This window comes from Tsukamurella tyrosinosolvens, assembly GCF_900104775.1.
GTDB classification, from domain to species: domain Bacteria; phylum Actinomycetota; class Actinomycetes; order Mycobacteriales; family Mycobacteriaceae; genus Tsukamurella; species Tsukamurella tyrosinosolvens.
This window is the reverse complement of the sequence record NZ_FNSA01000003.1, coordinates 194,037-211,590: the sequence shown is the minus strand read 5'-3', so window position 1 is coordinate 211,590 and position 17,554 is coordinate 194,037. Positions and strand designations below refer to the sequence as shown.

Genomic DNA, 17,554 nt, shown 5'->3' with positions numbered 1-17,554 from the left:
CATCGAGACGAGGTGGCGCGATGCGACGACGGAATTTCCTGCTGGCGGCGGTGGCGGCGGCCTTGGCGGCGTGCGGCGCACCGTCGAACACCCCGGCCGAGAGGTCGCCCGTGGACCGGGGCGGGCGACGGTGGCGCATGCCCGACGAGGGCGACCGGCACGAGCGGACGTGGATGGCGCTGGCCGCGCGCGAGGACGTGTGGGGCGCGAAACTGCTGCCCGATGTGCAGCGGACCCTCATGCTCATCGCGACGACGATCGGCCGCTTCGAACCCGTGTCGATGCTGGTGCGACCCGACCAGCTGGACGCCGCCCGCGGGCTGCTCGGCGCCGCGCCGGGCGTCACGCTGGTGCCCGCCGAGCTCGACGACCTGTGGATCCGCGACACCGGCCCGACGTTCGTCACCGGCGACCGGGGCCTCGCGGGCGTCGACTTCAACTTCAACGGGTGGGGCAACAAGCAGACGCACGACGCCGACGCGAAGGTCGCCGGCTTCGTCACCGCGCAGGCGAAAGCGGAGGCGGTGCGCACGGACCTGGTGATCGAGGGCGGCGCGCTGGAGGTCGACGGCGAGGGGACCGCGATCATCACCGAGAGCTGCGTACTCAACGACAACCGGAACCCCGGCTGGACGAAGCAGCAGGTCGAGGCGGAGCTGGGCGAGCTGCTGGGGATCGAGAAGGTGATCTGGCTGCCCGGCATCAAGGGCAAGGACATCACCGACGGCCACACCGACTTCTACGCCCGGTTCGCCGCGCCCGGCACGGTGGTGGCGGCGCAGGACGACGACCCCGACTCCTTCGACCACGAGGTGACGAAGCGCCACCTCGAGATCCTCCGCGGCGCGACCGACGCGAAGGGGCGGAAGCTGCAGGTGGAGGCGCTGCGCGCACCGTCGACGGTCCGCGAGCGGTACGCCACCGACGACGACTTCGCCGCGGGGTACATCAACTTCTACCTCTGCAACGGCGCGGTGATCTGCCCGCAGTTCGGCGACGCCGAGACCGACGGCGAGGCGCGCGCGACGCTGCAGCGGCTCTTCCCCGGTCGCGACGTGGTGCAGCTCGACATCGACCCCGTGGCGGCGGGCGGCGGCGGGATCCACTGCGCCACGCAGCAGCAGCCCGCCCGCTGACGCGACGGCCCCGCGCGGCCCCTACTTCGTCTTCGGCGCCCGGTCGATGACGCCGGTAGCCCAGCCGGTGAGCCACTGCGTGGCGGTCTTGCCCTCGAGCGACCAGTTCGCGGTGGTGCCGTAGGCGGCGTGCGAGTTCTGCGTGATGGTGGAGATCACCTGCGGCAGGCCGGTGGCCAGGCCCAGGAGCCCGCCCTTGGGCTGGTTGCAGATGGGGTCGTTGGAGCCGCAGATCGTGACGACCCTGTCGTTCACGGAGCCGAAGCCGCCGTCGCGCTTGCCCTGCAGGTCGACGCCCGAGAAGCTGAAGCCGGCGAACGTGACCTCGACGCCCTCGCCCGCCGGGTCCGGGCCGATGGCCTTGCCCTGGCCCTGGACGCGGCGGCTGTCGGAGATCAGGCCCACGCCGAGCAGGCGCTCGGCGGCGATCGGGCCCTTGCCCGCGCCGATCTGGGCGGCGATGTTGCCGGCGATCGTCGCGCCCTGCGAGAAGCCGACGAGCACGAAGCCGGTGCGGGGGCACTTGTCCTTGACCGCGGTGATCTTGGCGATCGCGCGGTCGGTGCCCTGCTGCCGCGACGCCTGGTAGGTCATCTGGCCGTCCGGCGGCACCGCGACCGGGTTGTGGAACTGGGCCGCGTAGTTCACCGTCCAGATGTCGGCGCGGGCGTCGGTGTACCGCTTGTCCAGCGGGTTCGTCACCTGCAGCATCAGCGAGCGCGGGTTGAACTTCGGCGCATCGGTCGAGTCGGTCGCCGAGGACTCCCAGGTGCCCGGGAAGGAGATCAGCTGGACGTCGGGGCAGTCCGCGGCCTGCGGCCCCGTCGGCGGCCCGGGCGGGGTGATCTCCGGCTTGCGGATCATCGTGATGATGAGCGTGATCACGACGATGATCGCGATGATCGCCGCGATGATGACGGCGATGCCGAACACGCGCCCGGCCTTCCGCGCTCCCTGACTCTTCGTGCCTGCCATTCCTACGTGGATACCAGGGCTAGCTGTGGGGAGGCTTAGGCGCCTTGTCGATCACGCCGCGCGCCCAGGCCTGCAGCCACTGCGTGGCCGTCTGCCCGTTCGACGACCAGTCCGTGGTCGTGGCGTACAGCGCGTGCGAGTTGCCGGTGAGCACCTTCTGCAGCTCGGGCAGCGTCGTGGCGATGTTCCCGGCCTGGAAGATGTCCTTGGGCTGGTTGCAGATCGGGTCCTTGTTGCCGCACAGGGAGACGGTGCGGTCCTTGACCGCGCCGAAGCCGCCCTCGCGCTTGCCGCGCAGCGACAGGCTGCCGAAGCTGAAGCCGCCGTACGCGACCTCGACGCCGACGCCGGGCGGGTTCGGGCCCGCGGTCCGCGCGTCGCCGGGCTCGCGCCGGCCGTCGGAGATGAGGCCCACGCCGAGGATGTTCTCCGCGGGAACGACGCCCTTGCCTGCGCCGATCTCGCCGGCGATGTCGCCCGCGATCACGGCGCCCTGCGAGAAGCCCATCAGCACGAAGCCGGTGAGCTTGCACTTGTCGTAGACCTTCTTCATCTGCGCGACCGACTTGTCGTAGCCCTCGGTGCGCGACGTCTCGTAGGAGGCCTGCCCGTCCGGCGGGATGGCGACGGGGTTCGACAGTTGCGCGACGTACGGGGTGGTCCAGATGTCGGCGCGGGCATCGGGCAGCGCCGCGGCCAGCGGCGCGGTGATCTTGAGCATCAGCGAGTTCGGGTTGAACGTCGGCCGGTACGGGTCGTCCTTCGACGACGACTCCAGCGTGCCGGGCACCGAGATCACCTGCACGTCCGGGCAGTCCGCGGGCTGGGAGGTCGGCCGCGCCGCGGTGGCCGACGGGCTCGACGACGAGCCGTCCGGCGAGACGGGCGGCAGCTCCGGGCCGGGCCGCAGCCACGTGCCCACCAGGATCGCCAGCAGGACCAGCGCGACGATCACGACGACGCCGACGATGATCGTCACCGGCGAGAACCTGCGTCCGCCGCCCGGCTTTCCGGGCTCCTGATGCGTCACGGGATCACTTCTTGCAGTAGGAGGCCCGCGCCTCGGCGATGAACTTCTTCGCGTTCCCGGAGGCGGCGTCGCCGTCGTACGGGCCGAGGATGCCGACCACGAAGGGCTCGAGGTTCTTGGCGTCGCGGCCCGACTTGTCGTACTCGCACGCGAACTGCGCGGCGTTGATCACCACGTCGTCGGGGGCCTTCACGCCGTCCTCGCGGACCTTCGCGATGAACGCCTTGTCCTTCTGGGTCAGGGCCGGGTTCGCGGCGGAGCTCGCGCCCGGGTAGCCCGACGGTGCCGTGGCCGAGCCGGGGGCGGTCGCGGGCAGCGACGCGGGCAGCGACGTGGGCTCGCCCTCCACCGGCGTGGTGGGCGCCTCGACCGTCGAACTGCCGCCGCACGCGACGGCACCGAGCAGCACGCCGCCCGTCATCACTGCGGCCGCGAGGGCTCCCCGAAGTCCAGCCATGTCTTCTCTCCTTGAAGTACGTCCGGAACGCAACGGTGCCAGGCTACCGGCAGCGCCGAAGCGCAACCCTCGGCCGGGCGTCAGCGTGCGGTGGCAACACCGTTGACCAGGGCGATCACTCCGCGCTCGAAGCGCTGCTCGAAGCCGCCGGGGATGGGCGTGGAGTCGGCGACCGGGTAGCCGAGGCGGCCGCCCTCGTAGCCCTGGCGCCCCCACTCGGCGAAGATCGGCCCGTTGTTCACCACGGTCGCGGGGGTCTTCGGCGACCAGTAGACCTGCCCGCCCTGGAAACGCTGGAACGCGCCGCCGGCGAGCTTGGTCTCGTCGCCCAGGGGCAGGCCGAGCGCGGACCGCTCGTAGTTCAGGGCGGCGTACTTGTCGCGGATCGCGCCACGCACGGCGCGGGCACCGGTCTGCGGACTCCAGTACACGGTGCCGTGCTGGAACTGCTGGTAGCGGCCCTTCTTGTCGGGGAGGGCCTGCTCGGGCCCCGTCGGGTGGCCGAGCGGGCCGCCGGGGCCGCCCGTCCCGAGGTAGGCGCCGCCGATGGCGCCGCCGACGACCTGCGCGCCAGTGTCCGCCGACCAGAAGACCTGGCCACCGCGGAAGTCCTGGGCGCGGCCGCCGGGCACGGCGTACTCGACGGTGACGCACGAGCCCAGGCTCGGGACCTTGGGCGCGGCCTCACCGATCGCGCCGGCGACCCCGCACGGCTTCGGGTTGCCGACGCCGAGCGCCGACTGCACCTGCGGCCAGGCCTGCCCGTTCTCGAACTGCCAGTACGGCCAGCTGTGGTTGCCCGACGGCCGGTAGAGCGCGTTCGCGGGGATCCCGAGCCGGTTCAGCTCGATGGCGAAGGCCTGGTTGGACGAGCGGGCGAGCACCTCGAGGGCCATGGCCTGCAGATCCGTCGGCGCGCCGGTGCCACCGGAGCCGTTGCCGGAGCTGAAGTACAGGCTGATGCCGCGCAGCTTCTCCGCCAGCTTGAGCGGATCGTGCTGCGCCCAGGCGGGATCCGTGGGCGGGCCGTACATGGCGTCGGCGTTGAAGCCGCCCGCGTCGCGCATGGCGATGCCGATCGACTCGGGTGTGCCGGGGGTGCTGGTGGAGAGGATGCCCGAGTAGGAGCCGGCGAACCGGTACAGGCCCTTGTTGCGGGCGGCCAGCGTGAAGGCCGCGGTACCGCCCATGGAGACGCCGGCCGCGGCGCGCGCGTCGGTGGCGCGCCAGCCCTGCTGCAGCAGGGGCGGGAGTTCCTTCGCGAGGAAGGTCTCCCACTGGTAGTTCTTGCCGTTGTCGGGGCGCTTCCAGTCGGTGTACCAGCTGGACTGGCCGCCGACGGGCAGCACGACGGTGACGTTCTTGTCGCGGTAGAAGTCGGCGACGTTCGTCTCCAGCAGCCAGCCGTTGCGGTCCTCGCGCGCCCGCATCCCGTCGAGCAGGTACAGCGTGGGGAACTTCGCCTTGGGGTCGGCGTGCCAGTCGCGCGCGAGGAGCAGCTGGATCTTGATCGTGTCGTTCATCGCCGCGGAGTAGACGGTGAGGTCCACCTGGTGATCGCCCTGCCACTGCGCCTCGGTGATCCGGGACTTCGCGGGGGCCGGGTCGGCGTGCGCGGGTGCGGGGTTCAGGGCCGACGGTGCCGCCACGACGGTCCCCGCCGCCACGGCCCCGGCCACGAGCAACGTTCCGATTCGGCCCAGCGATGACATGGGACCAGTGTTACACGGGTGTGATTTCGGGTCCGGGTGCCGCGCGGAGGGTGGCCGGGGTCACCGTGGCGTCGGCGCGTGATAGGACTGTTCGATGACCGAAATGTACCCGTCCGAGGAGCCGTTCACCGTCGACGCGGCCGGCCTGACGATCGCGGGCGACCGCTGGCGCGGCGCGGACTCCGGCTCCGGCTCCGGCTCCGGCTCCGGGACCACGCTCGTGCTGCTGCACGGCGGCGGCCAGACGCGGCACTCCTGGGACCGCACCGCCGCGGCGCTCGCGCAGCGCGGGTACACGGTGATCACGCTCGACGCCCGCGGCCACGGCGACACCGCGTGGGCCGCCGACGGCGCCTACGCGCTGGGCGACTTCGTCGGGGACCTCCTGGGCGTGCTGCGCACGCTCGACGGTCCGCCGCCCGTGCTGATCGGCGCCTCCCTCGGCGGCATCACGAGCCTGTGCGCCGTCGGCGAGAACCCCGGCATCGCGTCCGCACTGGTGCTCGTGGACGTCGTCGTCGACGCCGAGAAGAAGGGCATCGAGCGGGTCACCGATTTCCTCGCGGCGCACACCGACGGCTTCGCCACGCTCGACGAGGTCGCCGACGCCGTGGCCGCCTACAACCCCACCCGCCGCCGCGCCCGCAACCTCGAGGGCCTGAAGAAGAACGTGCGGCTGCGCGCCGACGGCCGCTGGTACTGGCACTGGGACCCGTCGTTCATCCGCGGCGACGACCGGAACGAGGCCCGCATCCAGGACAAGGACCGGCTGGGCGCCGCGGCCACGCACGTCACCGTCCCCACCCTCATCGTGCGCGGCGGCAAGTCCGACGTGGTCAGCGACGAGGGCGTGGAGAAGATGCTGCAGCGAGTGCCGCACGCCGAGGTCGCCGACGTCAGCGGCGCGGGGCACATGGTGGCCGGCGACGACAACCAGGTCTTCGCCGCCGCCATCGAGGACTTCCTGGACCGCCACCGGCTCTGAGATCAGGCCCGCGAGCTCTCCTTCGCCCGGTACATCGCGGCGTCCGCCGCGGCGATCGCGTCACCGGCCGAGGCGTGCTCGGACACGAAGACCGCGCCCACCGTCGCGCTGACGGCGACGTCAGCACCGTCGACCGCGATCGGCGCGCGCCCGATCGCGGCACCCAGCCGCTCCACCAGCTCGTCCGGGGTGGCGTCCGCGCCCCGCGCGAGGACGACGAACTCGTCGCCGCCGACGCGGTAGACCTCGTCGTCCGGCCCCATCGCGGAGTCGATGCGGCGGGCGACGCCGCGCAGCACCTCGTCGCCGGCGCCGTGCCCCAGCCCGTCGTTGAACCGCTTGAACCGGTCCAGGTCGGCGTAGGCCGCCACGGTGATCGGCGCGGCCGCCTCGTCGGCGAGCACGAGCTCCAGGGCGTGCCGGTTCGGCAGCCGGGTGATCGCGTCGGTCGTGGCGGTGCTGTGCAGGGTGCGCGCCGCCGCGCGCAGCTCCAGAACGCTCATCGCCAGGTCCGCCAGGTCCTCCAGCCCGTGGAGCTGGCGCTCGCTCAGCTCCCGCGGCTCGGAGCCGTAGATCCGCACGGTGCCGACGGGGAGCCGGTCGCTGGTGCAGATCGGCGCCGCGGCGAACAGGTGGATGGGCGGGTCGGCGAGGTCGAGGAACTTCAGCCCCTGGAAGCGCGCGTCCACCTTCGCGTCGGGCGCGTACACGACCTTGTCGTCCGCCACCGCGAGGGCGCACAGCGAATCCGCCCGCGAGGCGTGGATCCGCGGAGCGCCGAAGGAGGCCGCCGTGTAGTGCCGGTCGAAGTCGATGATGTTCACGGAACCGAACGGGACACCGCACAGGACGGCGGAGAGCTCGGCGATCCGCTCCAGGTCCGGCACCGGCTTCGAGTCCATGATCCGCAGCGACTTCACCGCCGCGACGCGGTCGTGCTCACGGGGGTGCAGAGGCGCGGGCATCTCTTCTCTCCGATCGTCGACATCGACCTGTTGCGATGGCAAGGCGCCAATGTACGCCGCGCGGAGCCGCGACGCAGACTATTGCAAACGTCCGTTTTCTCCGGATGCGGCCCCGTCGACCAGGGCGCCGGGATTGAGCAGGCCCGCCGGATCCCACGCGGCCTTGATCCGGCGCATGAGCGCGACCTGCTCGGCGCCGCGCTGCCGTGGGAGCCAGGCCCGCTTGGCCCGGCCGATGCCGTGCTCGGCGCTGATGGTGCCGCCGGCGGCCAGCACCCGCTCCAGCACCGCCGCCTCCAACCGCGCGGCGAGCTCCTCCGGGAACCGCCGGTCCGGCACCGACGGGCCGGGCAGCAGGTTGACGTGCACGTTCCCCTCGGCGAGGTGCCCGAAGAGCACCGGCTCCACCGCGACCGCGGCGGCGTCGCCGGCGTCCCGGACGGCGCCGGAGATCGCCTCCAGCGCCGCCGCGAACCCCGCGAGCGGCACGCCCACGTCGAGCTTCACCGGGACGCCCGCGGCGTTGACGGCCTCGGTGGTGCGGGCCCGGAAGCGCCACAGCCGCGCGCGGTCCTCGGCCTCGGCGACGGCGATCCGGTCGTCGGGCAGCAGCTCCGCGAGCGCGGCGGCGTCCGACAGCGGCGCGTCGAGCTCGGCGAACACCCAGCAGCCGTCCGTCGGCAGGGGCGCGGGGGCGTCGAGGTGCGCGGCGACCCGGGCGACGGCGGCACCGTCGGACCACTCCAGCGCGAGGAGCCCGGGCAAGCCCCGCAACGCCGGCACCGCGCCGACGGCGTCGGGCACGGACGGGAAGGCCAGCGCGACGACGGTCCGCGCGCACGGCGCGGGATCGAGGCGCCAGGTGACGTCGGTGAGGACGGCGAGGGTGCCCTCCGACCCGACGAGCTGGCCGACGAGGTCGTAGCCCGTGTTGTCCTTCGGCGGCGGGCGGCGGCGGTCGAGGACGGCACCGTCGGGCAGGACGGCGCGGAGCCCGGCGATGCGGGCGCGCGCCGTGCCGTAGCGGAGCACCTCCGCTCCCCCGGCGTTCGTGGCGGCCGCGCCGCCGACGGTCGCGGACTCCCCCGACGCGAGCGAGAGCCCGCAGGTCAGGCCGCGCGCGGCGGCGAAGGACTCCAGCGCGGCGAGGGTGACGCCGGCGCCCGCGACGACGGCACCGTCGGCGACCTCCCCGATCGCGTCGAGACCGGTCAGAGAGAGCACCACCGCGCCGGCGGGCGGCACCGCGCCGGCGACGAGGCCCGTGTTGCCGCCCTGCGGCACCACCGGGACGCCCGCGGCGGCACACGCCCGCACGACCCGCGCCACCGCCTCGACGGTCCGCGGGCGCGCCACGATCGCGGGCCCGCCGCGCCACCGGCCGGTCCAGTCGACGACGTACCCGGCGACCGCGTCCGCGTCGTCGAGCACGGAGCAGTCCGCGATCGCCCGCAACGCTCCGCCGAGGTCCATCAGGGCTTCGGCATCGACTTCTGGTCGTCGGTGAGCGGCGGCGGGACGTCGAGGCGGCACATGCGCAGCGTGTACTCGGGCACCCGGTCGATGCGCAGCTTCATGTTCGCCAGCGAGAGCTTGAAGTTCCGCTTGAACAGGTCGAACGTGAGCGGCGCGGAGTACGAGTCCTGCAGCTGCTGGATCTGCGGGCAGGTCAGCGCGACGCGCGACTGGTTCACCCAGTCCGGGTCGATGAACGGCGGCAGCGCCGGCTTCTTCGGGTAGGCCTTCGCCTCGGCGACGGCCCAGTCCGGGAACATCTCCTTGTCGTGCCCGATGCGGCCGTCCTCGAGCCGCGCGGTGTGCGAGGCCATCGGCCAGGCGAGGCCGATCTGGTCCCACACGCGCACGTCGAGCGGCAGGTTCATGCCGGTCATGCCCAGGTTGGTGAAGAAGACGGTCTGCCGCAGCGGCACGTCGTCCGGCCGCGGGTAGGGCAGCGGATCGATGAACCACCAGTCGTAGTCGAACGACGGCAGGTAGACGCCGCCGCGCGGGGTCGCGCGCAGGATCTCCTGCAGCGACGTCATGCGCGGGTAGTCGAGGTAGTCGTCCGCGGTGAGCGGGTGCGCGTGGCCCGTCTGGAGCGAGTAGAAGGCCCGCTCGTCGACGATGCCGGTGGTGCCGATCGCGGTGCCGTCGGGCTGGCCGCGGAACGTCGTGGCGTGCAGCGCCCAGCCGAGCACCAGCACCCACAGCACGGCCGCGACCGCGGCCCCGGCGGTGCCGGTGGCGAGCCGGGCGATGCCGCGGACCGTCGAATCCTCGGGGCGGCGCGACGGGATCCGCAGCGGGATCACCATGACGGGCAGGAGCAGCAGGAACAGCGGCGCGAGCAGCACGCGGCCCGACATGAAGTCGCCGCCCTGGCGCAGCCAGTACAGCGTCTCGATGAGGCCGCCGAGGAACATCACGGCGACGATCACCGCGGGCCGCTGCAGGTGATCGCGCAGGCCGCGGACGCCGCCGCGCGGCAGCCGGAAGCGGCCGGTGAGCGGGGTGCGGGCGCCGCGCGCGGGCAGCAGGATGATCGGCATCGCGACGGCCAGCGCCAGCACGGGCAGCCACAACGAGTACGGCTCGACCAGATTCATCAGGTACGTGAAGCCCTGGCCCCACTTGGAGCCGCTGGCATCCTTGGCGACGGCCGTGTTCGGCACGGGCAGGCCGTAGTAGCCCATCCGGAAGATCTGGTACCCGACGGGCAGCAGGCCCGCGGCGGCGGTCAGCGCGAGCCGCAACTTCAGCCCGACGGGCGCGAGGAACATGACGATGAGCACGAGGCCGCCGACGACCGCCATCTCGGGCCGCACCAGCCAGGAGAGGCCGGCGACGAAGGCCGTCGCGCAGGTGAGGATCCAGTAGCGGACCTGCTCGCGCCGCTCGACCGGCGCGCGGTCGGCCTGCGACCAGCAGATCGCGAGGTACCACAGCAGCGCCACCCAGAAGATGGTCAGCGAGACCTCGAGACCGGACGTCGCGAAGTCGCGGGCCGGGGGCAGCGCCATGTAGACGAGGCCGCCGGCGGGCAGGAGCAGCAGGCCGGAACCGCGCAGCCGCGTCCAGCCCGGGCCGCCGCGGTACAGCCGGGCCGTGCCGAGCATGGCGAGGGGGATCGCGGCGACGGACAGCACCAGCGCGACGGTGAGCACCACGTACTCGGTCTGCACGCCGCTGATCCAGGAGAAGAACCAGATGATGTACGTCCAGGCGGCGGAGGTGTTGACCTCGACGCGCTCGCCCGCGTTGAAGACGGGGCCGTTCCCGGCCAGCAGGTTCCGGACGGTGCGCAGCACGATGAGCCCGTCGTCGGCGATCCACCGGCGCTGCCAGGCGCCGTAGCCGAACAGGACCGCGCACGCCGCCACCCCGAGCCAGAAGCTGACTCGGGGTGCGGAGAAGGTCGACGGCACGGTGCCGGCGGACTCGCCGGCCGGGGCGTCAGGCGAAGTAGACCGCGGCAACGACGGTTCCAATCCACGCGATCGCGAGCACCTGCAGCACGCGATCACCCAGGGCGATCTCCTCGGGCTCGCCCGCCTCGCCGCCGTCGACGTCGACCGCGTAGCGCAGGATCGCGACGGTGAACGGCACCATCGACAGGGCGTACCAGATGTTGTCCGGGTGCACCGTCTTGTCGAAGGCCCACAGGCCGTAGCAGAGGACCACGGCGGTGGCCGCGAGCGTCCAGACGAACCGCAGGTAGGTGGTGGTGTAGTACTCGAGCGACTTGCGGATCTTGGCGCCGGTGCGCTCGGCGAGCTGCAGCTCCGCGTAGCGCTTACCCGCGGCCATGAACAGCGAGCCGAAGGCCATCACCAGCAGGAACCACTGCGACAGGCCCTTGGGCAGCTCGGCGGCGAAGCCACCGGCCATCGCCCGGAGCAGGAAGCCGGAGCTCACGATGCAGATGTCGATCACGGCCTGGTGCTTGAGGCCGAAGCAGTAGCCCAGCTGGATCACGATGTAGACCGCGATCACGATCGCCAGGTCCTTGTTGGCGAGCAGCGAGACGCCGATCGCCGCGATCGCGAAGACCGCGGACAGCACGTAGGCCAGGTTCACCGGCACCACGCCGGCGGCGATCGGGCGGTAACGCTTGGTGGGGTGCTGGCGGTCGGCCTCGACGTCGAGGGCGTCGTTGATCAGGTAGATCGACGACGCGGCCAGGCAGAACGCGATGAACGCGAGCCCGACGTTCGCGAAGTTGACGTACTCGAGCTGGTCGCGCCCGGCGGCCAGCGGGGCCACCACGACGAGGACGTTCTTGACCCACTGCCGGGGCCGGATCGCCTTGATCAGTCCGGTGGCGAGGTTCGACGGTGCCTTCGGCTCGCCGTGCTCGATCGGCTCCTCGCTCATCAGCTGTTCGATCCCTTGCTCTTGTTCTTCGAGGCGCAGCGCGCCGCCCGGTCAGCCCACAGTCTCTCACCCTCGATCGCGGCCAACGCGGTCGCCGCTCCGATGGCGGCCCCGGCGGCGACGTCGGTCGGGTAGTGCACGCCCAGGACCATGCGCGAGGCGAGCATCGGCGGCACGATCGCGGCGGGCGCCAGCACGGCGCCACCGGGGACGCCGGAGGCGCGGCCCAGCAGGATCGCGCCGGCGGTCGAGCTGGTGGCGTGCGAGGACGGGAAGCTGAGCTTGCTCGGGGTGCCGACGCCGACCGTGATGTACGGATGGTCGGGGCGCTTGCGGCGCACGATCCGCTTGATCACGACGGACGCGGCGTGCGCGACGAACGCGCCGACGCCGGCCGTGACGTACTCCCTGCGGCGCTTCGGCTGCAGGACCGCGCCGAGCGCGGCGAGGCCGAGCCAGCCGAGGGAGTGCTCGCCGAAGTGGCTGAGGCCGCGGGCCGCCGGCAGCACGCCGGGGCGGCCGGCCAGCTGCGCCTGCACGCCGACGAGGATCATCTCCTCGGGGCTGAGCGCCTGCTCCGGGGCGTTGCTCACTTGCTCTCCTCCGGCTCGAAGATCTTCGACCAGGCCTCGCGGCTGGTCAGGTCGGTGTACGCGGCGCGGTAGCGCTGCTGCATCTCGGCGAACCGGCGGTCCACCTCGCGGTGCACGGCCAGGCTCTCGCGCATGAGCGCGAACATCTTCTCCCGGTCGCGCTGGCGGTAGACCACGCCGCGGCCGTCGGCCGTGGTGACCGTGACCCCGTCGACCCGGCCCAGGCTGAACCAGCGGGCCTCGAGCGGCGGGTAGTTGGCCTGCGGCACCTCGTGATTGTGCGGATCAGCGGGGCGCAGGTTGTTGCGCACGGCCTTGACCAGCGTCGACACCTTGGTGACGGGGTTCAGCGGGATCTTCGTGCCGAACGCCGTGGCCTGCCCGGAGGTGCGGGGCAGCTCGGTGGCGCTGGGCAGCACGACGGCGTCCGGGTACTCCTTGCGCATCGTCGCGATCTTCGGGAGCGCGGTCGGCAGCAGCTCGTAGAGCGCCTCGGGGCCGCGGAGGAAATCGCGCATGGCCTCGATCTGGATCGCGACCGTCGAGTACTCGAGGCACAGCAGGTGCTTCATGAGCGCCTTGATCGAGCTCTTGATGATGCCGCGGTGATCGCCCTCGTGGTGGATCGACGCGACGACGAGCCGGTTGCGCAGGTGGAAGTACGCCTGCCAGTCGATGGCGTCGTCCTTGTCGGACCAGGCCATATGCCAGATGGCGATGCCGGGCACGGTCGCCGTCGGGTAGCCGGCGCGGGCGGCGCGCAGGCCGTAGTCCCAGTCGTCCCACTTGATGAACAGCGGCAGCGGCAGGCCGATCTCCTCGGCGGCGACGCGCGGGATGAGGCACATCCACCAGCCGTTGCCGTCGACGTCGATGCGCCGGTGCAGGTTCTTGCTGTTCTCCTTGTCCTTCAGCGGGTACTCGGAGAAGTCGTGGTCGTACTCGACGAAGGGCGCCGCGGTCCACATGAAGGCGTTCCGGTCGATGACCTCGCCCATGCAGTGCAGGTGGCTGCGGTCCTGCAGGTTGAGCATCTGCCCGCCGACCAGCATCGGGGACTTGGCGAAACGGGCGAAGGCCAGCGCGCGCAGGATCGAGTCGGGCTCGATCGCGATGTCGTCGTCCATGTACAGCACGTAGGGGCTGTCGGTGAGGCGCAGCGCCTCGTACATGATGCGGCCGTATCCGCCGGAGCCGCCGAGGTTGCCCTGCTCGAAGCGGCGGTAGCGCTCGCCCAGCGGCGCGATCGCGGCCTCGTAGTCGGGGTGGTCGATGACCTTCTTGTTGCCCTGGTCGGGCATGAGCACGGCGTCGATCACCTCGTCGACCAGCGGATCGCTGGTCAGGGCGGCGATCGCGGCGACGGCGTCGTCGGGCCGGTTGAAGGTGGGGATGCCGACGGTGACGCGCTTGGCCGGCAGGCCCTCTTCGCCGACGGTGGCGTACCAGCCGGCGGAGATGATCTCGGTGTCGCTGTCGGCGGTGACGTCGAACCAGATCCAGCCACCGTCCTCGAACGGGCCGAGGTCGGTGGCGAACTCGGCGACGCCGTAGCCGGTGGCATCGGTCTGGACCAGCCCGCCGCCCAGGGCGATGCGGGCACCGTCGACCTTGGAGCGGTAGAGGTCGACGCGGGCCGTGCCCTTGAGCTCGATCCGCAGCACGACGTCCTGCAGGACCGTCCAGCGGCGCCAGTACGACGCCGGGAAGGCGTTGAAGTAGGTGGCGAAGCTGACCTCGGACTCGCCCGCGATGTTCAGGGACGTGCGGGTGGGCGCGTGCGAGCGGCGCGAGTTGGTCTCGGCCTCCTCGATGTACAGCGAGCGCACGTCGAGGGGCTCGCCCGGGCGCGGCAGGATGACGCGCTGCAGAAGGGTCTGGGCCTGATCGGTCACTGTGCCGTCTCCTCGGTGAGCGCGGCACCGGTTTCGAGATGCGGACGCAGGGTGTTGTCGAACATCGACAGCGCACTGGCGATGGCCATGTGCATGTCGAGGTACTGGTAGGTGCCGAGGCGGCCGCCGAAGAGGACCTTCCGCTCCGCGGCCTCGGTCTTGGCGAGCGCCCGGTAGGCCGCGAGCATCTCGCGGTCCGACGGGGTGTTGATCGGGTAGTACGGCTCGTCGTCGTCGTTGGCGAACCGGCCGAACTCGCGCATGATGACCGTCTTGTCGGTCGGGTAGCTCGTGCGCTCGGGGTGGAAGTGCCGGAACTCGTGGATGCGGGTGTACTGCACGTCGGCGTCGTTGTAGTTCATGACGGGGGTGCCCTGGAAGTCGCCGACCGGGAGCACCTCGGTCTCGAAGTCGAGGGTGCGCCAGCCGAGGCGGCCGGCCGAGTAGTCGAAGTACCGGTCCAGCGGGCCGGTGTAGACGATCGGGGCGTCCGGGGAGGCCGCGGTCAGCTCGTCGCGGACGTCGAACCAGTCGGTGTCGAGCCGCACGTCGATGAGGTCCGACGCGGCCATGTTCTCGAGCCAGGCGGTGTACCCGTCGACGGGCAGCCCCTCGTGGGTGTCGTTGAAGTAGCGGTTGTCGAAGGTGTAACGCACCGGCAGGCGGGTGATGTTGCCGGCGGGCAGGTTCTTCGGGTCGGTCTCCCACTGCTTGGCCGTGTAGTGCTTGATGAACGCCTCGTAGAGGGGGCGGCCGATCAGGGAGATCGCCTTCTCCTCGAAGTTCTGCGCGTCCTTGGAGTCGAACTCCGAGGCCTGCTCCTGGATCAGCGCCTTCGCCTCGTCGGGCGTGAAGTAGCGGCCGAAGAACTGGCTGACGAGGCCGAGGCCGAGGGGGAACTGGTAGGCCTGGCCCTTGTGCATCGCGAAGACGCGGTGCTGGTAGCCGGTGAAGTCGGTGAACTTGTTGACGTACTCCCACACCCGCTCGTTGGAGGTGTGGAAGAGATGCGCACCGTACTTGTGGATCTCGATGCCGGTCTCGGGCTCGGGCTCCGAGTACGCGTTGCCGCCGAGGTGCGGCCGTCGCTCGATCACCAGGACCCGCTTGCCGAGCTCCGCGGCGGTCCTTTCGGCGATGGTCAGGCCGAAGAAGCCGGAGCCGACGACGATCAGGTCATAGGTCGAAGAAGTTTCGGTCGCCACGGACGTTCAGGGTACCGGCCGGGCGGCGTGGATGACGCCACCCGGCCTGGGCCTGTGACTAAGCCGGGGCGTTCGGCACCGTCGGGACCGCGAGCGGGGTGGATCCCGCCGGGGCCGAGGGTGCCGCCGGGGCGGCGGGTGCGGTGGTCGCCGGGGCCGCGGGAGCGGCCGGCGCACCCGGGGTGGACGGGGCCGACGGCGCGGCGGGCGCCGCAGGCGTACTCGAGCCGGGGGTGGCGGCCGCGGACGTGTCGCCCGGGGTGACGGGCACCGCGGGGACGCCGGCCGGGGTGTCGGCGGCGGTCGGGTTGATGCCGACCACGTCGCCCCAGCCCGGGATCAGGTTGAGCAGCGGGAGCGGCGGCAGGCTCGGTGCGCCGCCCGCGGCGAAGGCCGTGGCCCAGTTGAGCAGCGTGGCGGGCGCGGAGACGCCCGACGGGACGACCTGGGCGCCGTTCGCCTTCGAGTAGTAGATGGTGCCGTTCTGGTACGACTGCAGGATCGAGCCGTCGGGGAACGCGATCGGGTTCGCGACGGCGCGGCCGAGCGTGCCCTTCTCGCCGCCGGCGGCGGCGTACGCGGCCTCGACCGCGGCCTTGCCGGTCACGGCCTGCACGCCGGCGGCCGCGACCGACGCGGCGGGCGGCGCCGGGATGCCGGGGATCGCGGGCGCTGCCGGCGCGGTGGGTGCTGCCGGGGCCGCGGCGGGCGCCGAGGGGACCGCGGGGGATCCGGCGGCCGCGACCGCCGGGGCGGCGCCGGGCACCGTCGGGACGGCGGGCGCCGCGGGGGCGGCCGGGGCCGCGGCGACGGTGCCGGCCGTCGGGGCCGCGGCGGTGGGGGTCGTCGCGCCCGTCGGGGCCGTCTGCGCGGCGTTCGGGGCGGTCGGGACAGGGTTGAACGGGTCGACGGGGGCCGCGACGATCGGCTGGTCCACGACGCGCCCGGGGACCGGCGCCTGCGTCGCGCTCGACGGTGCCGTGGCCGCGCCGGGGGCGCTCGGGGCGCCCGGTGCGGGGGCCGACGCCGGGGCCTGGCCGTCGATGGTGAACCAGTCCGAGCGCAGGCCGAGCTTCTTGCGGACCTCGTCGCCCTTCGCGGTGACGGTGCGGTTCGCGCCGACGATCTCGACGGCCTCGACGCGGCCGGCCTGCGCCGACTGCGTCTTGACCACGCGGATCGACTTGAACGCGCCGACGCCGAACTCCTGCGCGATCTTCGACGTGGGGACCTTCTGGGTCCAGTTCTTGAACGGCGAGACGACGTCGCCGTCGTCCTTGACCGCCGTGAAGTCGCCGCCCGCGGTGTAGCCGCCGGTGGAGCTGGAGAACTCGGTGGAGACGGCGTAGCCGTTCTTGGCCATGACCAGGCCGGCGGTGCTCGCGACGGCCTTGTCGGTGCGCGGATCCTCCTTGCCGGCGCCGCCGTAGACCTGCGAGTCCTGGGTGTCGTTGTAGCGGTCGCCGCGCTTGGCGCCCTCGGCCAGCGCGTACGAGCGGGCCGCGATGGCCTGCGCGCGCAGGGCCTCGTAGCCGCCCTGGTCGGCCCATTCGACCTTGCTCTCGACGGGGACCACGCCGCGGACGTAGTCCTCGATCGTGACCACGTTGAAGACCTTGCCGTCCTTGGCCGCGATCGCACCGCGGTAGGCGGCGTTGGAGCCGCAGAACGTCAGGAGCTCGCCGACGGGGCGGCCCGCCTCCGCGTTGAGCGGCGAGATCGTCGCGTCCTCGCCGGCGGGGACGGTCTTGACGACCGGGCCGTTGCAGCCGGTGGTGATGACGGCGTTCCCGCCCTCGAGGCGCACGGCCTGACCGGGCGCGACGGGCTGGTCGCCGATCTTGGCACCGGCCGGGGCCAGCACGTTCGCCGCCTTCTGGGTGGTGAGCTGGACGCGGACGGGCAGCTTCACATCGGCGCGGGCCAGCTGGGAGCCGCCGTAGTAGTGGGCGACGATCTGCTCGGCCTTCCAGCCGGCCTTCGCGTAGCCGAAGGCGCCCCACTGCCCCAGGCCGCGGCCGTGGCCGTTGCCCTGGCCGGTGAAGGTCACGTCGCTGCCGGCGGCCAGTTCGGGGTCGCCGACGATGTTCGTGGTGCTGAGCAGCGCAGCGGCGCCGCCCACGGCCAGGGCCGGGAGCAGCGCGAGCGCGACGGTACGCCGTCCGCGGCGGCGACGAGGACCGCCGTCGATCCACACGGGCATGGCTTCTCCTTAGCTCGACGC

The 17,554-nt window shown here is 72.3% G+C and carries 14 protein-coding genes; 2 read left to right on the top strand and 12 right to left on the bottom strand.

Features of this window, described 5'->3' with window-relative positions:
* Positions 1-20 precede the first annotated feature (20 nt).
* On the top strand, positions 21-1,136 hold the full coding sequence (locus BLW32_RS02505) for an agmatine deiminase family protein (RefSeq protein ID WP_068740555.1): 1,116 nt from the start codon (positions 21-23) through the stop codon (positions 1,134-1,136).
* Positions 1,137-1,157: 21 nt separating this feature from the next.
* Here the strand turns inward: BLW32_RS02505 and BLW32_RS02500 are convergent, their stop codons facing one another.
* The 4 genes from BLW32_RS02500 to BLW32_RS02485 all read right to left on the bottom strand — a co-directional run bounded on the left by BLW32_RS02500 (position 1,158) and on the right by BLW32_RS02485 (position 5,310).
* Positions 1,158-2,111 (bottom strand): cutinase family protein, encoded by a 954-nt coding sequence (locus BLW32_RS02500; RefSeq protein ID WP_068740554.1) that lies wholly within the window; start codon positions 2,109-2,111, stop codon positions 1,158-1,160.
* Between the two features lie 19 nt (positions 2,112-2,130).
* A complete protein-coding gene (locus tag BLW32_RS02495; RefSeq protein ID WP_068740553.1) occupies positions 2,131-3,141 on the bottom strand; it encodes a cutinase family protein in 1,011 nt (336 codons plus the stop codon).
* A gap of 4 nt (positions 3,142-3,145) precedes the next feature.
* Positions 3,146-3,598, bottom strand: coding sequence for a DUF732 domain-containing protein (locus BLW32_RS02490; protein WP_082809503.1), 453 nt, complete (start codon positions 3,596-3,598; stop codon positions 3,146-3,148).
* Between the two features lie 80 nt (positions 3,599-3,678).
* The gene (locus BLW32_RS02485) at positions 3,679-5,310 is read right to left on the bottom strand and encodes an alpha/beta hydrolase-fold protein (RefSeq protein WP_068740552.1); all 1,632 of its coding nucleotides are present in this window, start codon (positions 5,308-5,310) and stop codon (positions 3,679-3,681) included.
* A 94-nt stretch (positions 5,311-5,404) separates the two neighbouring features.
* Here BLW32_RS02485 and BLW32_RS02480 point away from each other — a divergent pair, with 94 nt between their 5' ends.
* Positions 5,405-6,295 (top strand): alpha/beta fold hydrolase, encoded by an 891-nt coding sequence (locus BLW32_RS02480; protein ID WP_068740551.1) that lies wholly within the window; start codon positions 5,405-5,407, stop codon positions 6,293-6,295.
* A gap of 2 nt (positions 6,296-6,297) precedes the next feature.
* Here the strand turns inward: BLW32_RS02480 and BLW32_RS02475 are convergent, their stop codons facing one another.
* The 8 genes from BLW32_RS02475 to BLW32_RS02440 form a co-directional block, all read right to left on the bottom strand.
* Positions 6,298-7,260, bottom strand: a complete 963-nt coding sequence (locus BLW32_RS02475) for a GGDEF domain-containing protein (RefSeq protein ID WP_068740550.1) — start codon at positions 7,258-7,260, stop codon at positions 6,298-6,300.
* Positions 7,261-7,338: 78 nt separating this feature from the next.
* Positions 7,339-8,733 carry an FAD-binding oxidoreductase gene (locus BLW32_RS02470; protein ID WP_068740549.1) on the bottom strand — a complete coding sequence of 465 codons (1,395 nt, stop codon included), beginning with the start codon at positions 8,731-8,733 and terminating at the stop codon, positions 7,339-7,341.
* Complete coding sequence (locus BLW32_RS02465; protein WP_068740548.1) at positions 8,733-10,739, bottom strand: arabinofuranosyltransferase AftB family protein; 2,007 nt, start codon at positions 10,737-10,739, stop codon at positions 8,733-8,735. The genes BLW32_RS02470 and BLW32_RS02465 overlap by 1 nt, the downstream gene beginning before the upstream one ends.
* On the bottom strand, positions 10,717-11,637 hold the full coding sequence (locus BLW32_RS02460; protein WP_068740547.1) for a decaprenyl-phosphate phosphoribosyltransferase: 921 nt from the start codon (positions 11,635-11,637) through the stop codon (positions 10,717-10,719). Before BLW32_RS02460 ends, BLW32_RS02465 begins: the two co-directional genes overlap by 23 nt.
* The gene (locus BLW32_RS02455; RefSeq protein WP_068524669.1) at positions 11,637-12,191 is read right to left on the bottom strand and encodes a phosphatase PAP2 family protein; all 555 of its coding nucleotides are present in this window, start codon (positions 12,189-12,191) and stop codon (positions 11,637-11,639) included. The genes BLW32_RS02460 and BLW32_RS02455 overlap by 1 nt, the downstream gene beginning before the upstream one ends.
* A gap of 35 nt (positions 12,192-12,226) precedes the next feature.
* The gene (locus BLW32_RS02450; protein WP_068523365.1) at positions 12,227-14,125 is read right to left on the bottom strand and encodes a glycosyltransferase; all 1,899 of its coding nucleotides are present in this window, start codon (positions 14,123-14,125) and stop codon (positions 12,227-12,229) included.
* Positions 14,122-15,330 carry a UDP-galactopyranose mutase gene (gene glf, locus BLW32_RS02445; RefSeq protein WP_068523364.1) on the bottom strand — a complete coding sequence of 403 codons (1,209 nt, stop codon included), beginning with the start codon at positions 15,328-15,330 and terminating at the stop codon, positions 14,122-14,124. Before glf ends, BLW32_RS02450 begins: the two co-directional genes overlap by 4 nt.
* A gap of 58 nt (positions 15,331-15,388) precedes the next feature.
* On the bottom strand, positions 15,389-17,533 hold the full coding sequence (locus tag BLW32_RS02440; protein WP_068740546.1) for a SpoIID/LytB domain-containing protein: 2,145 nt from the start codon (positions 17,531-17,533) through the stop codon (positions 15,389-15,391).
* Between the last annotated feature and the right edge of the window lie 21 nt (positions 17,534-17,554).